Source organism: Streptomyces sp. RPT161 (assembly GCF_027533845.1).
Taxonomy (GTDB): Bacteria; Actinomycetota; Actinomycetes; order Streptomycetales; family Streptomycetaceae; genus Streptantibioticus_A; species Streptantibioticus_A silvisoli_A.
The window spans coordinates 210,210-231,627 of the sequence record NZ_JAPZVN010000011.1; the positions used below are offsets into that span (position 1 = coordinate 210,210).

Below are 21,418 nucleotides of genomic sequence, written 5' to 3' on the forward strand. Positions count from 1 at the left end.
TCCGCGGTATGGGACAGGTGTCCGTTCGGCGGGCTGCGGGCGAAATTATTTCTTGAGGAATCCTGCGTAATTCCGCGGTGAGGGCGGCGGGCCGTCCGCCAGAGGTGATGGCGCGTCAGGTGGGACTCCCCGGTCGAGCCGTTGCCTGCCCTTGGTGAACGCATTACCGCAGGTAGTCGCAGTTGGGGCAAGGCCTCATGGGTGGTGGGCGGTTGGCTGAGGGTGCGGCGGGCGAAGTGTTACGGATCTCGAACACCCCTTCCGTGACGCCCTCGTGGCCTGGTTACATGGGTGTTTCGCGGGCCGGATGGGGCCATTGCGGCCTTGTCGCGAGGCGGGTAGGTCGGCTAGCTTCCTGAACGCCAGACACCACTCGCCGGGGTGGCAGTTTTCCTGCATGTCATGGGCATGCCTGTTCCTGCCATCCGTGTGCTACCCCCACCCCTGTCGTGCCCCAATCACGTCAGGGAGCGGCACAGGCGCGAGTGGCGATTCCCGGGACCGCGTCCGGTTCGGTCCACCCGGCCGGGTGGCCTGCGCGCAGTCCCCATCCCCCCAGGGAGGGCCGTTCATTGCCTATATCGTCTCCCTCCGCGCACAGGCGTAAGCGCGGATTCCGCAAGGGTGCCATCGCGGCGGCGTCGCTGGGCGCGTTGGTCGCCGGTACGTACGCGATCGTCGCTCCGGCGGGCGCGGCGTCGACCACCGCCGACCAGCCGCACGTCAAGCGGATGTGTTCGCAGCCCAGTCAGCCGGGCATGATGGCCTGCCTCGGGCTGGTGCGCACTGACATCGTCAAGCACCAGGTGGCGGGCGCCAACGACACCCCGCAGGGCTTCGGCCCCGATGACCTGCGCAAGGCGTACAACCTCACCGGGGACGGCGCGGGCCAGACCGTGGCCATCGTCGACGCCCAGGACGACCCCAACGCCGCCCAGGACCTGGCCGCCTACCGCAAGCAGTACGGGCTGCCGGACTGCGGCGACGGCTGCTTCAAGAAGATCGACCAGAACGGCGGAACCAACTACCCGACGGCGGACGCCGGTTGGGCCGGTGAGATCTCGCTCGACCTGGACATGGTCTCGGCCATCGCGCCCAAGGCCAACATCCTGCTGGTCGAGGCGAACTCGGCGAACATGAGCGACCTCGGCGCGGCGGTCAACCAGGCCGTCAAGTCCGGCGCCAAGTTCGTCTCCAACAGCTACGGCGGTGGCGAGGACGCCTCGGACGCCCAGGCGGACACCCAGTACTTCAACCACCCGGGTGTGGTCATCACCGCCTCGGCGGGTGACTCCGGTTTCGGCGTGGAGTACCCGGCGGCCTCGCCGAACGTCACCTCGGTCGGCGGCACCTCGCTCACCAAGGACTCCAGCTCGCGCGGCTGGAGCGAGAAGGTCTGGGGCACCAGCGCGGGCGGTGAGGGCACCGGCTCCGGCTGCTCCACCGTAGAGACCAAGCCGAGCTGGCAGAAGGACACCGGTTGCTCCAAGCGCACGGTGGCCGACGTCTCCGCGGTCGCCGACCCGGCGACCGGTGTGGCGGTCTACGACACCTACCAGTCGAACGGCTGGCAGGTCGTCGGCGGCACCAGCGCCTCGTCGCCGATCATCGCCAGCGTGTACGCGCTGGCCGGTGCGCCGTCCTCGGGCAGCAACCCGGCGTCGTTCCCCTACAAGAACGCGTCGGCGCTGAACAACGTGACCTCGGGCTCCAACGGCTCGTGCAACCCGTCGTACCTGTGCAACGGCGGCCAGGGCTACAACGGCCCGACCGGCCTCGGCACCCCGAACGGGCTCAAGGCGTTCACCGGCTGACGCCGCCCACGGTGTGACACTGAGCCCCGACCGCGAGCCACGCGGTCGGGGCTCAGTGGTCCGGCGCGTCGTCGATGTCGCTGATCCGCATCGTCGACAGCGTGGTGCGCACCCTCAGATAGGTGTACGTGGGGTGCGCCGTGCTGCCCCAGGCCAGCCGCACGGTGGCGATGCTCTGCCCGTCGCCGGCGCCCGCGTAGCTAACGCGCCAGCCGCGCGGGGCGTTCTGCGCCCGAAGTACGCCGTCGGCACGGTTCTCCTCCTCCCAGGTGGCCAGCCGGTCCCGTAGCGCCTGGCTGAGGTAGTGGCGGCGCAGCGCGCCCGTCAGCGAGGTGTCGTTGTCGCCGTTGCGGGCGTCGACGTACGCCCCGTAGAAGTCCGCCACCCGGTCCAGGGCCGAGGACGGCTTGCCGGACGTGTGGCCGTCCGGGCTCTGCGCCACCGTGGCGGTCTCGCCGCCCACCGGGTCGGGCGCGGCGCCGGCCGGGGCCGCCAGTCCGAGCGGAAGCAGGAAGGCCGCCACGGTGGCGGCGGCGCGCCGCGGCGCACGGGTGATGGGCATGTGGTCCTCGTCTCCTGGGAGTTGGGGGTGGGCGGCGAAGGTAACCGCACGCCCGCACCGTCCCGGGTACGCCGCGCTGCGCGTGCCACCGAAGAGGTGACGCCCCGTCGGCCCGCTGTCCGCCGGCGGTGTGCCGAACGACACACCGTGCTGATTGCCGATCATGCCCATGCGGGTAGTGGCGTGTTGGTGCGAGGGCGCGGAACTGCCCCTCGGCGTCTTGAAGTACGGACAGGGGGTGGTGGTCCGTGGGGACGAATGTCCCGCTTCGTAGGTGAATTCCGGTCAAGGTGTGGTCATTGGAGGGCAAAGAATTACGCAGGGAGGTAAAGCATTTGATAGTAAAAACAAAACACTCTTGTCCTGGTCATGACCTGCCAGGTGGGATCGCCGCAGTCGTCTGAGTACGACTTCCCTCCATACAAGGAGAGTTCATGCGAAGAGTTCGTCCCCGGCCGCGCGCCGTGGCCGCAGCCGCCGGGGTCACCGCCCTGGTCGCCGCTGCGGCGCTTTCCCCGCTGAGCGGGTCGGCGGCCGCCGCGCCGCAGGTCAAGGCTGTTCCGGCGATCACTGGTCACACCCTGATCAAGGGCGTCGGCAGCCCGCTGACCACGGAGCAGTGCCAGGCGAAGTGGAAGCTCGCCTGCTACACACCGCTGCAGTACCGTCAGGCGTACAACCTGAACCCGCTGTACAAGAAGGGCGTCACCGGCAAGGGGCGCACGATCGTGATAGTCGACTCGTTCGGCTCGCCGACGGTCCAGCACGATCTGGACGTGTACAGCAAGCAGTTCGGCCTGCCGCACACCAAGGTCGAGGTCAAGAAGTGGGGCAACGTCCCGCCGTGGGACCCCAAGAACGCCGACATGACCGGCTGGGCGGGGGAGACCACCCTCGACGTCGAGATGGCGCACGCCATCGCGCCTGACGCCAAGATCGTCCTGATCGAGACCGCGGTCGCCGAGACCGAGGGTGTCACCGGTCTGCCGGAGATGATGGACGCCGAGAAGTGGGCGATCGACCACAACATCGGCGATGTCATCACCCAGAGCTTCGGGGCCACCGAGAACACCTTCCCGGGCTTCGACAAGGGCGACTTCTCCAGCATCAACAACCTGCGCTACGCGTTCAAGGACGCGGCCAAGCACAAGGTGACGGTGCTGGCGTCCTCCGGTGACGGCGGCGCGACCGACAACACCGCGGACGGCAAGGGCTACTACAAGTACCGGGTGAACTCCTGGCCGTCCTCCGACCCGCTGGTGACCTCGGTCGGTGGTACGCAGCTGCACCTGAACGACAAGGGCGACCGCATCAAGCCCGAGAGCGTGTACAACGACCACGGCGCCGGTGGCGGCGGTCAGTCGCACGTCTTCACCCGCCCGGCGTTCCAGGACAGCGTGAAGAACGTGGTCGGCGCTCGCCGCGGCACCCCGGACATCTCCATGGCCGCCGCCGTCGACGGTGGCGCCTGGGTCTACTCCAGCTACGACCCCACCTCGGTCGGTTGGGACGTCTCGGGCGGCACCAGCGAGGCCAGCCCGCTGTTCTCCGGCATCATCGCCCTGGCCGACCAGGTGGCCGGCCACCGGGTGGGCGACATCCACAAGGCGCTGTACAAGCTGAACAGCCTGTCGGCGCACAACCCCTTCACCGGGATCGTGGACGTCAAGGACGGCACCAACAACAGCTACGCGGGCGTCACCGGCTACACCGCGGTGAAGGGCTACGACATGGCGACCGGCGTCGGCACCGTCGACGCGGCCCGCTTCGTCCCGGCGCTCGCGCGCCTGAGCTGACCCTCTTCCCGGGAGCGCTGAGCGCCTCGAAGCGGAAGGCCCGGATCCGTGCAACCACGGATCCGGGCCTTCCGGCGTTCGCGCACCGTCCGCACGGTCCTCACTGGTGCCAGGGCCCGCCGGCCCGCACCTCGCGCACATACCGCTCGATGAGCCTTCGCAGTACCAGAACGGTGGCGTCGATGTCCCGCTCGTCGATGTCGTGCAGCGCCTCGCGCAGGCGCTCGTGGTTCGAGCGGCGCAGCCGCACCAGCACCGAGGTGCCCTTTGGCGTGATCGTGATGTTGCGCGCGCGGCGGTCGGTCGGGTCGGGGGTGCGCTCCACCAGCCCCTGGAGCTGGAGTTGGGCCACCTGGCGGGTCACATGGGACGGCTCCACCAGCAGCCGGGCGGCCAGGTCGCCGACCCGGCAGGAACCGCCGTCGTTCTCCAACGCCATCAGCAGGTGCACATCCGACCTGCCGATCTGGACTTCCGCCCGGCTCACCGAGCGGTCATGCGCCTGCGGACGGGTGAGCAGGTAGGACAGGGTGAGCAGAACACGGTCGAGTGCCGCGGTGGCGTCGGCGGCATCAGGGGCGTCGGCGGCGGCGTCGGACATGGCGGAACTCTAGTCCCGCGGGGCACCCCGGACGCCAGATCACCTGGAATCGGCCAACTTCTGTCCGGCCCCGCCGACCCCTTGTTTCCGTGCCGGGCGCGGGAGTTAGCGTGGCAACAGCATTAATTGCCTTTGTTAGGTATCTAGTTGCCCAGGTATACGGGTCGACCCGATGGAGGACAGGGCCCATGCGAGTCAGCGTCGACACCCACCGCTGTTGCGGCTCCGGCCAGTGCGTGCTGGCCGTCCCCGACGTCTTCGACCAGCGCGAGGAGGACGGCATCGTCCGGCTCCTCGAACAGCGGCCGCCCGCCGAACTCCACGCCGAGGTCCGTACCGCCGCCACCGTCTGTCCGTCCGGAGCCATCGAAGTGCACGAGGCGTAACCGCGCCGGCGCACCCGCCCCAGGGGGCGCGCCGTACGCGTTCCGCACCTGACCGTGAAGGAGAGATCCGCGATGACGACCGCGCACCCCATAGCACCGCCGAACTTCCCCGCACCCCGCGGCGCCTGCCCCTTCGCCCCGCCACCGGCCTACGAGCAGGCGCGCCGGGAGCAGCCGGTGAGCCGGGTCACGCTGTGGGACGGTTCGCAGTGCTGGCTGGTCACCCGGCACGCCGATGTCCGCAGCGTACTGCGTGACCAGCGGTTCAGCGCCGACGCCCGGCACCCCGGCTTCCCGTTCGTCACCGACGGCCGTCGGGCGCTGGCCAACGAGAGCACCAGCTTCATCCGCCTTGACGACCCCGAGCACGCCCGGCTGCGCCGCATGCTCACCGCCGACTTCATGATCAAGAAGACCGAGGCGCTACGGCCGCGCATACAGCGCATCGTGGACGACTTCCTCGACCGGATGGTCGCACACGGCGCGCCCGCCGACCTGGTCTCCGAATTCGCCCTGCCCATACCGTCGTTGGTGATCTGTCTACTGCTCGGAGTCGACTACGGCGACCACGGGTACTTCCAGGAACGCAGCCGGGTCCTGCTGCACAACCACTCGACTGCCGATGAGGTCCGGCAGGCCCGCGAGGAACTGACCGAATACCTCGGCCGGCTGGCGGAGGCCAAGCGGCGCGAGCCGGATGACGGCATCATCAGCCGACTGGTGGCGCGCGGTGAGCTGACCGACGAGGAAGTGGCCGCCACCTGCCTGCTCCTGCTGGTCGCGGGCCATGAGACCACCGCCAACATGACCTCGCTGTCCACCCTGGCGCTGCTGCGCGACCCGGCCCAACTGGCCAGGCTGCGGGCCGAACCGGCGCTGATCAAGCCCGCGGTCGAGGAGATGCTGCGGTTCCTGAGCATCGTGCACTCCGGGCTGCCCCGGGTCGCGACCGAGGACGTGCAGGTGGGCGGCGAGACCATCCGCGCGGGCGAGGGCGTGCTGTGCATGATCTCCGTCGCCAACCGGGACGAGGAGGTGTTCGAGGGCGCGGACCGACTCGACATCGGCCGCGAGTCCCGCCGCCATGTCGCGTTCGGCTTCGGCGTCCACCAGTGCCTCGGACAGCCGCTGGCGCGGGTGGAGTTGCAGATCGCGGTCGAGACGCTGTTCCGGAGACTGCCCAAGCTGCGGCTGGCGATCCCGTACGAGGACATCCGCTTCCGTACCGAGATGGCGATCTACGGTGTTCACGAACTGCCGGTGACCTGGTGACGGCGGAGTCACGGTGACCGGCGGCCCGTGAGGGCCGATGGCCTGGACCGCTCCCGACCGCTCCGGGACGGTCCAGGCCCATCCGCGTCCGGCGGCCTCGCCCCGAGGCGCGCTCCGCCGAACACGCCGTTGGCGGAGGTCAGTTGGGTGCGGCCGCGCCGGGGGCCGCGGGAGCGCTGCGCTTCGCCTTGGGGGCGCTCGGCGCGCTGGGCTTGGCGGGTACGGCCGTGGAGCCGGGCGCCGCGGGCGTGATGGTGACGGTGCTCGGCAGGCTGGGGCTCTGGCTCAGGCCCGGCACGCTCACCGCGGGCAGACCGCTGGCGGTGAGGACGGCGTTCACGACGTTGAGGGTGGACAGCAGGGCGGCGTTCACCGCGTCGAGGATGTTCGTCGGGTTGTTCGCGTCCACGGCCTGGACCACGGAGTTCAGCCGTGCCTCGAGTTGGTTGACCGCCTTGGCGATCAGGGCGTCGGTGGCGTCGGTGCTGGGCGTCGGGTCCGCGACCTTGCCGGAGGCGCCGTGCTTCCCGGCCTTGCGCGGCTTCGCGTTCATGCCGGCCCTGGTGGTCCTCGACGTGGCGGCGACGTCGTCGAGCTGCCGCTTCGCCTGGTCGACCAGCCGGGTGATCTTGGCCGGATCCCGCTTGTCGGTCATGGCGGCCTGGAGCGACTCGACGGCCTTGCTGACCGCGCCGAGGTTCGCCAGTCGGCCGAGCACCACGGCCGGGTCCGGAGCCGGTGCGTGGGCGACGGGCCGGGCGGGCGGCTCGGCGGTGACGGCGGCCGCGGCACCGACGGTGCCGAGCGTCATCGCGGCGACGGTGGCGGAAGAGATGAGGATGCCGGTCTTCCGGGATATGCGCATGGGGGTCAATCCCTTCACATACGTGGCGGGGTTCAGACTCGACCACCGTGCGAGAGGCCACCACGCAGCGCAACTCGCGGTAAGCCATACGTGACGAAGGGGCGGGTCCGCGCCGCGTACGCCACGGACCCGCCCCACCGCTCACGGACGCCGTCAGGCGGCCGGCTGACCGCCGCCCGCGGGCGGATCGCCGAGCACGGCGTGGACGTACAGCGCGAGCGTGTCCTTGGTGAAGTACGAGCTGTAGGAGATGTCGGGAGTGTCACCGCCGGTGTGGTATCCGCCGATGACGCCGATCAGCGCGTAGCCGAACGGATCCCGCACCAGGAACGGCCCGCCGGAGGTGCCGTCGATGTACGCCGCACAGGCGATCTCCAGGAAGTCACCGGGCGCGCCCGGGTCGGTGCTGGTGTACTTGTGCGTGGACGACCAGCAGTCCAGCGGCTTGGGGTGGCTGGCGTCGCTGAACCCCGGATATCCGATCAGCCGCACATGGGAATGTGCGTACCCGGAGTAGACCGCCAGGTCGAAGCCACCGGCCACATCCTCCACCTCGCGCCCGTCCTGCCGTGGCGCCAACCGCTCCACCGAGTAGTCCCAGCGGGCGCCTTTGCCCGAACCCAGCGCGTAGTACCGGGGGTCGATGTATATCGCCGAGACCGGGAAGATGCCGAACGGCTTCAGCCCGTCGTGGTACTGCGGGACGAACGACAGATGCCTCTTGGGGTCCGGGTGGCTCAGGCAGTGCCCGGCGCTGACCACCAGATCGCGCCGCGGGCTGCGTACGACGGTGCCGCCGCAGAAGCGGCCGATGTTCTTGCCGTCGGTCCAGAAGAACGTGCCCACCTGCGGTATCCCGTTGAACGGGTGGCTCGGCGGCACGGTCGCCTCGGACCGTACGGACGCCTTGGCCGGCTTGCTGTCCTGGACCGGTTGGGCCGCCTCCATGCGCCGCGCCGTCCAGTACGAGTCGTCGCCGCCCGCGGACGTCGGCGCCGAGGCGCCGGGCGCGGGGGGTGGCGGTGCGGCGGCGTACGAAGCGGGGCCGCCGTAGGCGACGGCCAGGGCTGTGAGGAGCAGGAGGGCCAGGGCACGGAGAGCACTCGATCTGCACATGGGCGGTTCCTCCACGGGAAACGAGGTGCGGGACCGGCGGCACGAGCGGCACAACGCTGCCATCGTCGTACGAACTGAGGGTGAGTGACGAGTGGTCAGCGCGCGAATACCCGGGGAGCACGGGAGTCCAGGGGTTGCCGGGCCATTCTCAGGAACCGTTCAGTATCGGTCCCTATCAACTCCGCATGGACTCAACGCGACACACACAAGCACCGACGACGCACCGCAGGCGCGGCCGGGTCCGGCGCGCCGTACCGTTCCTCGCCGCCGCGACCGCGCTGGTGGCAGCGGGCACCGCCGTCGTCGCCAATGCCGGTCCCGTCCGGCCCGCCGCCGCACCGCGGGTCGACGGCAACCGCATCGACGTGCCCGTCCAGGGCGGCACCGCCAGCATCGACACCGCATCGCTGCGGGTCACCGCGCGCACCGACGACGGCCGCACGGTACGGCTGTCCGACGCGCCCGCCACCGCACCCGGCACCCCGGGCCGGATCACCGCCTCCGACGGCGCCGCGCACTGGAGCTACGCCGGATCCGGGCTGGACTTCACCGCCCGCGCCGACCACGGGCGGTTGAGCGTCACCGCCGCCGCCCATCGCGACACCACCTTGAACTGGCCCGTAACCGGCACCGACCCGGCCACCGACGCCGTCCAGTTCCCGCGCGGTGAGGGGCTGTCCGTCCCCGTCGGCGACCGCTTCTGGAACTCCTCGGCCGCCGGGCTCGCGGGCAGTGCCGCCGACATGTCCGCCGACCTGAGCATGCCCATGTGGGGCTACACGCTCCGCGGCACCGGGCGAGGCGTCAGCTACCTGGTGCCCACCGACATCGGCAGCACCCTGAGCTTCAGCTCCGACCAGGGCCGACTGCACACCACGACCAGCCACAAGTTCTCGCACGCCGACGCCACCGACGACTACACGGTCACCTTCGCGCTGACCGACGGCTCCCCGGTCGCCCCGGCGGTCGACTACCGCGGCTGGCTCTCGCAGCACGGCCAGCTCGGCAGCCTGCGCGACAAGATCGCCGCCAATCCGCAGAACGCCAAGCTGCTCGGCGCCTTCCACGCCTACCTGTGGGGCGACGCCCGTACCCCGGACGGCATAGCCAAGCTGAAGAAGCTGGGCGTCTCCCGGATGTGGCTCGGTTACGACGCCGACGGCTCACCGATGAGCGCCGCGGCGGTGACCGCCGCCAAGAAGGCGGGGTACCTGGTCGGGCCGTACGACTCATGGGCCAACGGGCAGGACCCGAAGACCTCGGACAGCCCCACCTCCAGCTGGCCCGGCACCGTGTACCCCGACTTCTGTGTACAGGGCGCCGACGGCAAGCCGGTTCCCGGCTTCCACGACCGCGGCTGCTACCTCAGCTCGCAGGCCTTCGAACAGGCGGAGCCCAGCCAGCACTACCTGGCCGAACGCACCCGGCAGATGACCGCCAACGGCGTCAACAGCTACTTCCTGGACGTGGACGCCGCTGGCGAGCTGTACCAGGACCACAGCGCGGCGCACCCGATGACCCAGGCCCAGGACCGTGCCAACCGGCTGGCCCGGATGAAGCGGCTGTCCGCGGGCGACAAGCTGGTCCTCGGCTCGGAAGCGGCCGGTTCCTGGGCCAACCAGGTGCTGGCCTACGACCACGGCTCCGCGACACCCGTCGCCGACGGCCTGTGGCCGCTGGAGAAGGACCGGCAGACCTGGGGCGGCTACGCTCCGGCGAAGGCGCCCGGCGTCTTCTTCAAGCCGGTCGACCTGCCCGCCGACCTGGCGACCGCGATGTACGACCCGAAGTACCGGGTGCCGCTCTACGAGACCGCCCTGCACGACTCCGTGGTCAACGTGGAGCGCTGGGAGCTGTCGTTCGACAAGCTGCCGCAGCAGAGGAACACCCGCGCGCTGCTGGCCATGCTGTACAACGTGCCGCTCAACTTCGTGCTGGACGGGCCGTCGTTGCAGCAGCACGGCGCCGAACTCGCCTCTCTTCAGAAGTACTTCGCACCGCTGCACGAGGCCGCCGGCACCCAGCCGATGACCTCGTTCCGCTACCTCACCGACGACCACCAGGTGCAGCGCACCGTCTTCGGTGACGGAACGCTGACCGTGACCGCCAACTTCGGCACCACTTCCCACGACGGGCTGGCCGGCGGGTGCGTGGACGCCACGCTGCGCGGACAGCACGGTACGCACCGGCTCTGCCCGGCCAAGGTCACGGGCTGAAAGGCCGGTTGAGGGCCGGGGACGGTCGACGGGCGCGGGCGGCTGACCGTAACGATCCGGCCGCACGAGGGAGGGACATTTCCGCCATGGGCATGGAAGTGTTGTCCCCCCATTGTCCGGAAGACGGGAACACCGTGGTCAGAGCAGGTCTGGAGAAGGATCCGGCGGAGGTCTCCGCCATGTTCGACGAGGTCGCGCAGGGCTATGACCGCACCCGGGCCCGGCTGTGGCTCGGCCGGATGAGCAGTTGGGGCCGGCAGATGGCCGAAACCGTTCAGGCCGGCCCCGGCCGCCGGATCCTCGATGTCGCGGCGGGCACCGGTACCTCTGGGATGGCGTTGACCGCGCGGGGCGCGCGGGTCGTAGCCTGCGACTTCTCGGCGAGCATGCTGGCCATAGGCCGCAGTCGGCATCCGGCGATGGACTTCGTCGTCGGCGACGGCCACCAACTGCCTTTTCCCGACGGGACGTTCGACGCGGTGACCATATCCTTCGGGTTGCGCAACGTCGCCGACTCCTCGCGGGTGCTGGCCGAGATGCTCCGGGTCACCCGGCCCGGTGGGCTGCTGACGGTATGTGAGTTCAGCCTGCCGGAGACACCGTTGCGGCGTGCTCTGTTCCGCGCGTACCTGCGGCATCTCGTGCCGCTGATCGCCCGCAGGGTGAGCAGCAATCCGGAGGCGTACGCCTACCTGGGTGAGTCCATCGAGGACTGGCCGGATCCGGCGGTCCTCGGCGCGCGCATCGCCGCCGCCGGATGGGAACGGGTCCACTGGCGCCCGCTGGACGGCGGGGTGGTACACCTGCACAGCGGCACCGCCCCGTTGCGCTGACCGGGGAGTGCGGGGGCGGCGCCGGACCGTGCCGCCCCCGACACGTGCTGACGGCAATGCGCCGCGCGGGCAGCCGGGGGGAAGAATCGGCAGCATGTCTGAGAAAGAGATCCTGCGCCGACACGAAGAGGCGATCGACTTCTTCACCACCACGGTGCACGCGGTACGCGACGACCAGTGGGACGCCCCCACGCCCTGCACCGACTGGTCCGTGCGCGATCTGGTCAACCACCTGACCGTTGAGCAGCTCTGGGTGCCCGACCTGGTGCTCGACGGGGCCAGCGTCGCGGACGTGGGCGACGCGTACGACGGCGACCAGCTCGGCGACGATCCGGTGGCCGCCTGGGACCGCGCGTCGGCCGCCTCCTACGAGGCGTTCCGCATTCCGGGCGCACTCAAGCGCACGGTCCACCTGTCCTACGGTGACAGCCCGGCGAGCGCCTACTGCGCCCAGATGACCACGGACGCCGCGGTCCACGCCTGGGACCTGGCCCGGGCGATCGGCGCCGACGAGAGGATGCCGGACGGTCTGGCCGCCGCCTGCCTGCGCGAAGTCGAACCCTATGCGAAGGGCCTCTCCAAGAGTGGCCTGTTCGCACAGTCGATCAAGCCGCCGGAGGGGGCGGACGACCAGACCAGACTCCTGTGCCTGCTGGGACGACGACCCTAGCGAGCCGGTCGGCAGATCCTGTCGCATGCGCGGCGGACACGGTCGATGACCTGGGCGGGTGTCCTTGTCCATCCGAAGGGCCGGGCCTGGTCGTTCCAGTGCTTGGTCAGCCCTCGATCGAGGTCTTCAGCTCGTCCAGCGAGCAGAACACCCCGCCTTCAGGACAACGTCGTCGCAGTTCGGCGGACCACCGCTCGACGTCGTTGAGCACGTCGGGGGAAGTGCTGCTCGAAGCGGGGATGCGCGAGCAGCCACTTGTGCACCGCAGGCCTTGTGGGTGCGCGGGTTGTCGCAGATGACGTGACCGCCAGGCCGGGCTCGGTCTGGCGGTCGATCCCGTCGGGGAAGCACCACCACCTCCGCCACTTGGGCGTCGGTAGTGGTGCGTGGCACCCCGGGCTCACGAGGAGGAGCGTCCCAGCGCGGGCCGTCGGGCGTACACCTCGATCTCGATCCTCATCCGCGAATCCGCCAGGCCGCACACCATCATCGTCGCGGCCGGGCGGACCTCCCCGAAGCGGCGGCGCAGCGTCGGCCAGCACGGCTCGAAGTCCTCACGTACGGGCAGCAGATAGCGCACCCGGACGACATCGTCGAACGAACACCCTGCCTCGGCCAGCGCCGCCTCGATGTTGCGCAGACACTGCTCGGCCTGCTCGACCACGTCGTCGGAGATCGTCATGGTCGCGTAGTCGAATCCGGTCGTGCCGGACACATGCACCCAGTCGCCGTCGACCACCGCTCTGGCGTACCCGATCCGCTCCTCGAAGGTCGAACCGCTCAGGATCACTTGTCGCCGCGTCATACGGCGAACCGTAGGCAACCAGTGGCGCACACGTCCAACGACGGCTGACTCCGCCCGGCATGCGACGGTCCCCGGCAGTGCCGGGGACCGTCGATGTCACGCCGCTGGGTGCACCGGGTCAGTGGTGGTCGAACATGCCCCGGTGGTCGCGCCAACCCCAGGGGTTGGCCCACCCGTCGTTCCAGAGGTGGTGATGGTGATGGTGGTGATGGTGGTGTCGGCAGTGGCGCTGCTGGTGGTCGGGGTGGTTCCAGGTGGGTGTCATGGCCTGGGCCACGCCGGACAGCGGCAGGACGACAGCGGCGGACATGAAGGCGACAGCGGCGCCACGTGCGAGGGTCTTCTTCACGATCAGCTCCTCGGAGCGAGCGAAGCGAATGGGACTTTAGCGACGCTAGGTGGCTCCCGCCGGTCTGTCGCGGCGAGCCGGACGCGGCTGCTCCATCGGAGCGGACGGTTGCCCCGGGTGTCGTCAAGCCCCGCCGCGCGGAGGGCAACTGGGGTGCGGTGGGGCGGGAGACTCGCCGGTGGACGTCACCATTGCGCCGACTGCTGCACGGGTATTCACCTGTTCGAGGGGCATTGCGCTACAAATGGGGCATCTGCGCGTTGGTCAGTGTCCCTGCCGCTGTCGGTGGGGAGCGTGATCCGCTGATCTTCATGCATGAAAGGAATAAACCATGTCGCGTATCGCCAAGGCGCTCGTGGTGACCGCTGTGAGTGGGGCCGCTGTCGCGAGCAGCGCCGGACTGGCCGCGGCCGACGCCGGCGCCGGGGCCGTCGCGGTCGGCTCGCCGGGTGTCATCTCGGGCAACGCCATCCAGATTCCGGTCAACCTCGGGGTCAACCTCTGCGGCAACACGATCGACATCATCGGCATCCTGAACCCGGCCTTCGGCAACACCTGCGCCATCAAGTGAGTCGACGCGGGGACATACCCCGCTCCGGCTTCGGCCTGGTCGAAGGCGCTCGCGCTCGGCGCCCACCCGTGGTTCCTCCGGGTGGGCGCCGTCGTGCTGTCCGGGGGCCGCCGGGCCGCGGCGAACGCGTTGTCTGAACCGAGGAGTTGGCGAACACGTCCATCAACCGATCGGTGGGTGCCTGTCAACCACCTGGTGGGCACGCCGCGTCCACCACACCGATCTGCCCGTCCAACCGGTCGGGCGACGCGCGGGGGCGGGTCCGCGCGGGACGCTTTCAGTGCCCTGGGAACGGCGGACGAGGAGCTGATCGGCATGGCGGTCATCGAGGTCATGGACCTCACCAAGACGTATGGAGGGCACACCGCGCTGGACGGTGTCTCCTTCACCGTTGAGGACGGCGAGATCTTCGGACTGCTCGGTCCGAACGGCGCCGGGAAGACCACGACGGTGGAGTGCGTCGAGGGGCTGCGGCGCGCCGACTCCGGCTCGGTACGCGTTCTCGGCCTGGACCCGACGCGGCAGGGCCGCGAGCTGCGCCGCCAGATAGGCGTACAGCTACAGGAGGCCCATCTGCCCGACACCCTGCGGGTCCACGAAGCGCTCGACCTGTACGCCGCCTTCTACCCGTGTCCACGGAACCCCGGTGAGCTGCTCGCCCAGTGGGGCCTGGAGGAGCAACGGGACGCGAAGTTCGGCAGGTTGTCCGGTGGGCAGAAGCAGCGGCTGTTCATGGCCCTCGCACTGGTCGGCGATCCGCGCGTGGTGTTCCTCGACGAACTCACCACCGGGCTGGACCCGCAGGCCCGCCGCGTCACCTGGGAGTTGGTCCGGCGGTTGCGGGACGGCGGAGTGACGGTCGTCCTGGTCTCGCACTTCATGGACGAGGTGGCCGCGTTGTGCGACCGCGCCGCCATCCTCGACAAGGGGCGCATCGTGTCCGAGGGGACCCCCGACGAGCTGGTACACGGCGGTGCTGGGCGGACCGCGCTCAGCTTCCGGCCCACTCAGGAAGTGGACCTGGCGGCCCTGTCCGCGCTGCCCAGCGTCACCCGGGTCGAACAGTGCCTGGAAACCGTGACGGTCAGCGGCAGCGGATCGGTGATCGACGAGGTCACCGCCCTGCTCGCCCGCAACCGGATCCTCGTCGCCAATCTGCGCATCCACGAGCGCACCCTGGACGACGCCTATGCCGCCCTCACCGGACGCCTCACATGACCGCCACCACCACCTGCCGCATCGCCGGGAGGAGGGAGACCATGTACGCACTGCGCAAACTCACCATCACCGAGGGGCGGTTGTTCCTCCGCGATCCGGCCGCGGCCTTCTTCGCCCTGGCCTTTCCGGTACTGCTGCTCGCCGTCCTCGGCGCCGTCCCCGAGTTCCGCCGGACGTCACCCAAACTGCACGGACTGTCGACCGTGGAGGTCTACGCACCGGTCATGGTCGTATTCACGCTCGTCATGCTGGCGATGAACGGTATGGCACCGGTCCTCACCGCCTACCGCGAAAAGGGCGTGCTGCGCCGAATCTCGGCCAGCCCGGTGCCCGCGGCGACGATACTGGGCGCGCTGGTCTGCCTCTACGCGGTGGTCTCCGTGGTCTCCGTGGTGCTGGTCGCGGTGGTGGGACGGCTCGCCTTCCACATCGAACTGCCGCAGGCACCGTTGGCCTTCCTGGTCGCCTTCGTGCTGGCCGCCGCCTCGCTGTTCGCCATCGGTATGCTGCTCGCGGCGCTGGCGCCGTCCGCCAAGGCGGGCAACGCCATTGGCATCGCGTGCTTCTTCCCGCTGATGTTCTTCTCCGGGCTGTGGGTGCCGCGCGATCTGATGCCCGAGATACTGCGTCGCACAGGGGACTTCATACCGAGTGGTGCCGCCACCGAGGCGGTGCTTGACGCCTGGAACGGCCATTGGCCACACACCGGTGATCTGGCGACAATGACGGTGTTCGCGCTGGTCGCCGGGTGCGCGGCGGCCAGGCTGTTCCGCTGGGAGTGAGCCCGGCAGGCCACCGGGGGCAGGCAGCGGGGGAAGGGACCGGACACACCATGGTCGGCGCGGGCAGGGACAGACCGCTCACGGACGAGGACTCCCGCCTGGAGCTGTGGGAGAAGCGGCTACAGGCCATGCTGGTCTATCTGCCGTACGCGGCGCTGCTGGTCTCCGTCCTGCTGGCGGTGACGGTCCCGGTGCCGACGGCGAAGCCGCTCCCGTACTGCTTCGCACTGTCCGCGGCAGCGCTGGGCTGGCTGTTGCTGCGCGCGGCGCTGGACCGCTACGAGCACTACGACCGGTTCGGCGAGGACCGGGGCCGGCTGTGGCTGACGGTGTTCCACTTCAGCGGGCTGATCGTGCTGATCTTCCTGATGACCCTGGCCAGTCCGGTCTTCGGGTACTTCGGCTTCGCGGGATATCTGCACGCGATGCGCTATCTGCGCGGGCGCTGGCGGATCGTGGGGGGGTTGGTGACGGCGATGCCGGTATCCGTGTCGCAGACGGGCGGGATGCTGCCGACGACCAGCGCGGGCTTCGTCAACCTGACGGTGGCGTTTTTGTTCAACGTGGTGTCGGTCGGCGCGGTGCTCGCCCTGGACGGGATCACCGAGCGGCAGAGCAGCCGCAGGAAGGCGTCCAACGCGGCTCTGAGCACGGCCAACGTGCGGCTGGCGGCGATGCTCGCGGAGAACCGCGGACTGCACGCCCAACTGATCAGCCAGGCCCGGGAGGCAGGCGTGATGGACGAACGCCAGCGCATGGCGCGGGAGATCCACGACACCCTGGCGCAGGCGCTTGCCGGGATCGTCACCCAACTCCACGCGGCGGACCAGGCGCGGGAGCGCGGGGGTCCGGACGCCGACCGGCGGCATCTGGTGAACGCGGCGCGACTGGCCAGGGAGGGCCTGGCCGATGCCCGTCGGGCGGTGCGGGCGCTGCGTCCGGATGCGCTGGAGCACGCGGGGCTGCCCGCCGCGCTGGCCGAGGCGGTCGGTCAGTGGCGGGAACTGCACGGCGTCGAGGCGCAGTTGACCGTCACGGGCACCGCCCGGCCGCTGCACCCCGAGGTGGAGATAACGCTGCTGCGGGCGGCGCAGGAGGCGCTGGCCAATGTCGCCAAGCACGCGGGAGCCTCTCGCGTCGGCCTGACCCTGTCGTACATGGAGGACGTGGTGACACTGGACGTACGTGACGACGGCACGGGCTTCGATCCGTTGACGCTGCCGGAGCCGGGCAGCGCGGGAGCGCGGGGCGGTGGTTTCGGGCTGACCGTGATGCGCCAGCGGGTGCGGCGGCTCAGCGGACGGCTGGAGGTCGAGTCGGAGTGCGGTGGCGGTACGGCGGTGTCCGCCACGCTTCCGGCGATCAGCCAGGGGGGCGTCGATGGCTGAGAACATCGGGTGCGACGCTCCCGTCCGGCTGCTGATCGCCGATGACCACCCGGTGGTACGGGACGGACTGCGCGGGATGTTCGCCGGTGACCCCGGGTTCGAGGTGGTGGCCGAGGCGGCCGACGGCGCCGAGGCGGTGGCGCTCGCCGAGCGGTTGGGCCCCGATGTGGTGCTGATGGACCTGCGGATGCCGCGGCTTGACGGAGTCTCCGCGATCCGCGCCATGGCTGAACGGCGCGTGCCCGCACGGGTGTTGGTGCTCACCACCTATGACACCGACAGCGATGTGCTGCCCGCGGTCAAGGCGGGCGCCACCGGCTATCTGCTCAAGGACACCGCACGGGACGAACTGGTGCGTGCGGTAAGGGCGGCGGCGCGGGGTGAGTCGGTGCTGTCTCCCGCGGTTGCCAGCCGGGTGCTCGGCCAGGTCCGTACCCCGGAGCGGGAGCCGCTCAGCCCACGGGAGATCGAGGTGCTGGGCCTGGTCGCCGCGGGTTCCACCAACCGGGAGAGCGCCGCGCGGCTGTTCATCAGTGAGGCCACGGTCAAGACCCATCTGCTGCACATCTACGCCAAGCTCGGCGTCAAGGACCGGGCCGCGGCGGTGGCCGTCGCCTATGCGAAGGGACTGCTGCGGCCGCCGGGAAGTTAACGACGCTAATTGTTAGGAGTATTGACAGTCTCTTGGTCTAGTCCAATCATGTTTGCCGCACCGAGGCCCCCCACGCCGCCTCACCCTGCTGGGAGCAAACATGAGACGAATACGATCGATTCGCGCTGCCCTGACGGCCCTGGCGACGGCCGCCGCATCCATGGGACTCATCGTGACCGGCGGTGGCGCGGCGCACGCCGCGACCCCCCTTCCCGCGCATGTCTTCGCCCCCTACTTCGAGGCGTACAACGGCGACAGCCCAGCCGCGCTGTCATCGGCCTCCGGGGCGAAGTACCTGACCATGGCCTTCATCCAGGCCGCCTCGAAAGGCTCGTGCACCCCGTACTGGAACGGTGACACCGGAAAGCCGATCGCCGCCTCGTCGTTCGGCTCGGACATCGCCACCATCCAGTCCAACGGCGGCGATGTCATCCCCTCGTTCGGCGGTTACAGCGCGGACAACACCGGCACGGAGATCGCGGACAGTTGCACCGACGTCTCCGCCATCGCCGCCGCGTACGAAAGCGTGATCACCACCTACGGTGTCACCCGCATCGACCTCGACACCGAGGACAACTCGCTGACCAACAGCGCCGGTATCGACCGCCGTAACAAGGCGATCAAGCAGGTCGAGGACTGGGCGGCGGCCAACGGCCGTACCGTGCAGTTCTCCTACACCCTGCCGACCACCACCAGCGGTCTTGCCGACAGCGGGCTCGCCGTGCTGCAGAACGCGGTGTCGAACGGGGCGCGCATCGACATCGTCAACATCATGACGTTCGACTACTACGACGGCGCGACCCATGAGATGGCGACGGACACCGAGAACGCCGCCTCCGGCCTGTACGGCCAACTCGCGAGCCTCTACCCGTCGAAGACCCCGACGCAGCTGTGGGCGATGGTCGGCATCACCGAGATGCCCGGCATCGACGACTACGGCGCCGCGGAGACCTTCACCACCGACGATGCCACGACGGTCTACAACTGGGCGGTCCAGAAGGGGATCAGCAGCCTGTCGTTCTGGGCGCTACAGCGCGACAACGGTGGCTGCCCGGGTACCGCGGGCTCCGACACCTGCTCCGGAATCGCGCAGAGTCAGTGGTACTTCAGCCACGCCTTCGAACCCTTCACCGGCGGCAGTGGTTCGGTGGGCAGCGACTTCTCCGTCGCCGTGTCGCCGTCGTCCGGCTCCGTGGCGCCCGGTGGTACGGCCAGCACCACCGTCAACACCGCGGTGACCTCGGGCGCCGCGCAGAACGTCGCCCTCACGGCGAGCGGCGCGCCCTCGGGGGTGACGGTGGCGTTCAACCCGCGGTCGGTGAGCGCGGGCGGCACGGCGCAGCTGACGGCGTCGGTCTCCTCGTCGGCGGCGCCGGGCAGCTACCCGATCACCGTCACCGGATCGGGCGCCTCCGGAAGTCACACGGCGACGTACACCCTCACCGTGACGGGATCTGGTGGGGGCTCCGGCGCCATCGTCAACGGCGGCTTCGAAAGCGGTGGTACAAGCCCGTGGACCTGCCAGTCGGGCAGTACGGTGGTCAGCGCTCCGGTCCACTCCGGCAGCCACGCCCTTCAGGTGACGCCGACGGCCAGCCAGACCGGCGAGTGCGACCAGTCCCTCACCCTCGCTCCGAACACCGCCTACACGCTGACCGGTTGGGTCCAGGGCGACTACGCGTACATCGGTGTCAGCGGCGGTGCGACGGCCGACACCTGGACCTCGGCCAGCGGTTGGACCAAGCTGACGGTTCCGTTCACCACCGGGTCGTCGGGCAAGGTCACGGTCTACGTGCACGGCTGGTACGGCCAGGGCAAGGTGTACGGGGACGACTTCTCGCTCAGCTAGCGGCTGTCGGCCGTCGCGGCGGAGGGGCCCATGGGATGCACCCCATGGGCCCTTCCGTTACGCGCGTCGCGCCGCGGTGAGGGCGGCCACCGTCGCCGCCGCCAGGGCGTCGAGGTCGGCCACGGGCACTGGGGAGCGGAACACCGCGAGGCGCCAGTAGAGGGGGCCGGCGAGCAGGTCGAGCGCGAGGTCGGGGTCGATGTCGGCGGGAAGTTCACCGCGTTCGACCGCGCTCCCGACCACGGCCTGCGTGATGCCCTGCTGTACGCCTCGCAGGGCGGCCCGTAGCGCCTGGGCGATCTCCGGGTTGCGGGCGGCCTCGGCCAGCAGGTCCGGGACGATCTGCGAGGCCATGGGGTGTCCGAGCGCCCGGGCGGTGACCTCCAGCAGCGCCCGTACGTCGCCGAGCAGGCTGCCGGTGGCGGGGACCGGCATGCCCTGGACGGCGACCTCGGAGACCACGTCGAGGACCAGCGGCAGCTTGGAGCGCCACCGCCGGTAGACCGCCGCCTTGCCGACCCCGGCCCGGCGGGCGATGCCCTCGATGGTCATCCGCGCGTAGCCGACCGCGGCCAGTTCCTCGAACACCGCGGTACGGATGGCGGCGGTCACGTCCTCCCGGAGCACGGCGGCTCCGGCGGGAGTGCGGCGGGACGACGGTGACTGCGACATGTGCCGAGCCTACGCGACGTAGCGACGGAACGGTTGCGTTCCATCGGATTCCCGGATACCGTCCACCAAGCGACGAGACGGCATCGTTCCGACGTGCGCTCCCCGTCGCCGTGCCGTGCCCGCCCTCGGACGAAAGCACCCTCCACGTGACTGTTGACCTGGCGCCGCCCCCTCTGGCGGCGGTCACCGCCCCGCAACCGGATCCGGCGCGACTGGCCGCCGCGTACGGCCTGAGGGTGAGCGGCGCCCGGCCGTCGCTGCCCGACTACGTCCGGCAGGTGTGGGCCCGTCGCCACTTCGTCGCCGCCTACGCGACCTCGCGGCTCGCGGCCATGTACGCCACGGCCAGGCTCGGCCAGGCCTGGCAGGTGATGACCCCGCTGCTCAACGCGGGCGTCTACTACCTTGTGTTCGGGCTGCTGTTGGGTACCCGACACGGAATTCCGAACTACATCCCCTATCTGTGCACCGGCGTCTTCGTCTTCAACTTCACCCAGACCTCGGCGCTTTCCGGAACGCGGGCGATCTCCGACAACCTAGGGTTGATCAGGGTGCTCCAGTTCCCGCGGGCCTGTCTGCCGATCGCCATCACGCTCATCCAGCTCCAACAACTGCTTTTCTCCATGGGCGTGCTGGGCGTGATCGTGCTCGCCTGCGGGGTGCCGTTCACCGCGCACTGGCTGCTCGTGGTTCCGGCGCTGCTCCTCCAGTCGGTGTTCAACGCCGGAACGGCGCTGGCGCTGGCGCGGATCGGGGCGAAGGTCGCCGATGTCGCCCAACTCCTGCCCTTCCTGCTGCGCACCTGGATGTACTTCTGCGGGATCTTCTACAACCTGCGGGTGTTCACGGCGCACGCCCCGCACTGGGTCGCCGCGCTACTGGAGGCCAATCCGGGCCTGATCTACCTGACGTTGACCCGGTACGCCCTCATCGACACCGTGAGCGCGCAGAGCCTGCCGCCGCATGTGTGGCCGCTGGCACTGGGCTGGGCGGTGGTCATG

21 protein-coding genes are annotated in these 21,418 nt (G+C 69.9%); 14 read left to right on the forward strand and 7 right to left on the reverse strand.

Translation table 11 applies throughout. The features are described from left to right. The first annotated feature begins 572 nt into the window (after positions 1 to 572). The gene (locus O5O46_RS22440; protein ID WP_443072595.1) at positions 573 to 1,814 is read left to right on the forward strand and encodes a S53 family peptidase; all 1,242 of its coding nucleotides are present in this window, start codon (positions 573 to 575) and stop codon (positions 1,812 to 1,814) included. A gap of 52 nt (positions 1,815 to 1,866) precedes the next feature. Here the strand turns inward: O5O46_RS22440 and O5O46_RS22445 are convergent, their stop codons facing one another. After that, complete coding sequence (locus O5O46_RS22445; protein WP_269857327.1) at positions 1,867 to 2,376, reverse strand: hypothetical protein; 510 nt, start codon at positions 2,374 to 2,376, stop codon at positions 1,867 to 1,869. A 434-nt stretch (positions 2,377 to 2,810) separates the two neighbouring features. Here O5O46_RS22445 and O5O46_RS22450 point away from each other — a divergent pair, with 434 nt between their 5' ends. Beyond that, positions 2,811 to 4,172 carry a S53 family peptidase gene (locus O5O46_RS22450; protein WP_269857328.1) on the forward strand — a complete coding sequence of 454 codons (1,362 nt, stop codon included), beginning with the start codon at positions 2,811 to 2,813 and terminating at the stop codon, positions 4,170 to 4,172. A gap of 100 nt (positions 4,173 to 4,272) precedes the next feature. Here O5O46_RS22450 and O5O46_RS22455 read toward each other — a convergent pair whose 3' ends face one another. Further along, entirely contained in the window at positions 4,273 to 4,773 is a 501-nt protein-coding gene (locus tag O5O46_RS22455; RefSeq protein ID WP_269857329.1) for a MarR family winged helix-turn-helix transcriptional regulator, read from the reverse strand. 188 nt (positions 4,774 to 4,961) lie between these two features. On the opposite strand from O5O46_RS22455, the gene O5O46_RS22460 reads away from it, so the two are divergent. Both O5O46_RS22460 and O5O46_RS22465 read left to right on the forward strand, forming a co-directional pair. Further along, positions 4,962 to 5,159, forward strand: a complete 198-nt coding sequence (locus O5O46_RS22460; protein ID WP_269857330.1) for a ferredoxin — start codon at positions 4,962 to 4,964, stop codon at positions 5,157 to 5,159. Positions 5,160 to 5,231: 72 nt separating this feature from the next. Then, the gene (locus tag O5O46_RS22465) at positions 5,232 to 6,431 is read left to right on the forward strand and encodes a cytochrome P450 (protein ID WP_269857331.1); all 1,200 of its coding nucleotides are present in this window, start codon (positions 5,232 to 5,234) and stop codon (positions 6,429 to 6,431) included. Positions 6,432 to 6,570: 139 nt separating this feature from the next. Here the strand turns inward: O5O46_RS22465 and O5O46_RS22470 are convergent, their stop codons facing one another. Beyond that, entirely contained in the window at positions 6,571 to 7,296 is a 726-nt protein-coding gene (locus tag O5O46_RS22470; RefSeq protein WP_269857332.1) for a hypothetical protein, read from the reverse strand. 153 nt (positions 7,297 to 7,449) lie between these two features. After that, complete coding sequence (locus O5O46_RS22475; RefSeq protein WP_269857333.1) at positions 7,450 to 8,412, reverse strand: trypsin-like serine peptidase; 963 nt, start codon at positions 8,410 to 8,412, stop codon at positions 7,450 to 7,452. 185 nt (positions 8,413 to 8,597) lie between these two features. Between O5O46_RS22475 and O5O46_RS22480 the strand changes: the two genes are divergently transcribed. From O5O46_RS22480 to O5O46_RS22490, 3 genes are all read left to right on the forward strand, one after another. After that, complete coding sequence (locus O5O46_RS22480; protein ID WP_269857334.1) at positions 8,598 to 10,628, forward strand: glycoside hydrolase; 2,031 nt, start codon at positions 8,598 to 8,600, stop codon at positions 10,626 to 10,628. A 134-nt stretch (positions 10,629 to 10,762) separates the two neighbouring features. Further along, complete coding sequence (locus O5O46_RS22485; RefSeq protein ID WP_269857335.1) at positions 10,763 to 11,461, forward strand: class I SAM-dependent methyltransferase; 699 nt, start codon at positions 10,763 to 10,765, stop codon at positions 11,459 to 11,461. A gap of 94 nt (positions 11,462 to 11,555) precedes the next feature. Beyond that, positions 11,556 to 12,131, forward strand: a complete 576-nt coding sequence (locus tag O5O46_RS22490) for a TIGR03086 family metal-binding protein (RefSeq protein ID WP_269857336.1) — start codon at positions 11,556 to 11,558, stop codon at positions 12,129 to 12,131. 400 nt (positions 12,132 to 12,531) lie between these two features. Here the strand turns inward: O5O46_RS22490 and O5O46_RS22495 are convergent, their stop codons facing one another. Together O5O46_RS22495 and O5O46_RS22500 are read right to left on the reverse strand one after the other, a co-directional pair. Continuing rightward, entirely contained in the window at positions 12,532 to 12,936 is a 405-nt protein-coding gene (locus O5O46_RS22495; RefSeq protein WP_269857337.1) for a RidA family protein, read from the reverse strand. A 118-nt stretch (positions 12,937 to 13,054) separates the two neighbouring features. Next, positions 13,055 to 13,285: a hypothetical protein gene (locus O5O46_RS22500; RefSeq protein WP_269857338.1), complete on the reverse strand. Its 231-nt coding sequence runs from the start codon at positions 13,283 to 13,285 to the stop codon at positions 13,055 to 13,057. Positions 13,286 to 13,616: 331 nt separating this feature from the next. Here O5O46_RS22500 and O5O46_RS22505 point away from each other — a divergent pair, with 331 nt between their 5' ends. The 6 genes from O5O46_RS22505 to O5O46_RS22530 all read left to right on the forward strand — a co-directional run bounded on the left by O5O46_RS22505 (position 13,617) and on the right by O5O46_RS22530 (position 19,745). Next, positions 13,617 to 13,856: a chaplin gene (locus O5O46_RS22505; RefSeq protein WP_269857339.1), complete on the forward strand. Its 240-nt coding sequence runs from the start codon at positions 13,617 to 13,619 to the stop codon at positions 13,854 to 13,856. Between the two features lie 315 nt (positions 13,857 to 14,171). Then, a complete protein-coding gene (locus O5O46_RS22510) occupies positions 14,172 to 15,074 on the forward strand; it encodes an ABC transporter ATP-binding protein (RefSeq protein WP_269857340.1) in 903 nt (300 codons plus the stop codon). Next, entirely contained in the window at positions 15,071 to 15,856 is a 786-nt protein-coding gene (locus O5O46_RS22515; RefSeq protein WP_269857341.1) for an ABC transporter permease, read from the forward strand. Before O5O46_RS22510 ends, O5O46_RS22515 begins: the two co-directional genes overlap by 4 nt. A gap of 50 nt (positions 15,857 to 15,906) precedes the next feature. Then, complete coding sequence (locus tag O5O46_RS22520; protein ID WP_269857342.1) at positions 15,907 to 17,244, forward strand: sensor histidine kinase; 1,338 nt, start codon at positions 15,907 to 15,909, stop codon at positions 17,242 to 17,244. Continuing rightward, entirely contained in the window at positions 17,237 to 17,896 is a 660-nt protein-coding gene (locus O5O46_RS22525) for a response regulator (protein WP_269857343.1), read from the forward strand. The genes O5O46_RS22520 and O5O46_RS22525 overlap by 8 nt, the downstream gene beginning before the upstream one ends. A gap of 100 nt (positions 17,897 to 17,996) precedes the next feature. After that, positions 17,997 to 19,745, forward strand: a complete 1,749-nt coding sequence (locus O5O46_RS22530; protein WP_269857344.1) for a carbohydrate binding domain-containing protein — start codon at positions 17,997 to 17,999, stop codon at positions 19,743 to 19,745. Positions 19,746 to 19,802: 57 nt separating this feature from the next. On the opposite strand, the gene O5O46_RS22535 is transcribed toward O5O46_RS22530, so the two are convergent. Continuing rightward, on the reverse strand, positions 19,803 to 20,417 hold the full coding sequence (locus O5O46_RS22535; RefSeq protein ID WP_269857345.1) for a TetR/AcrR family transcriptional regulator: 615 nt from the start codon (positions 20,415 to 20,417) through the stop codon (positions 19,803 to 19,805). A gap of 146 nt (positions 20,418 to 20,563) precedes the next feature. Here O5O46_RS22535 and O5O46_RS22540 point away from each other — a divergent pair. Continuing rightward, on the forward strand, positions 20,564 to 21,418 hold an 855-nt coding region (locus O5O46_RS22540), incomplete at its 3' end, for an ABC transporter permease (protein ID WP_269857346.1).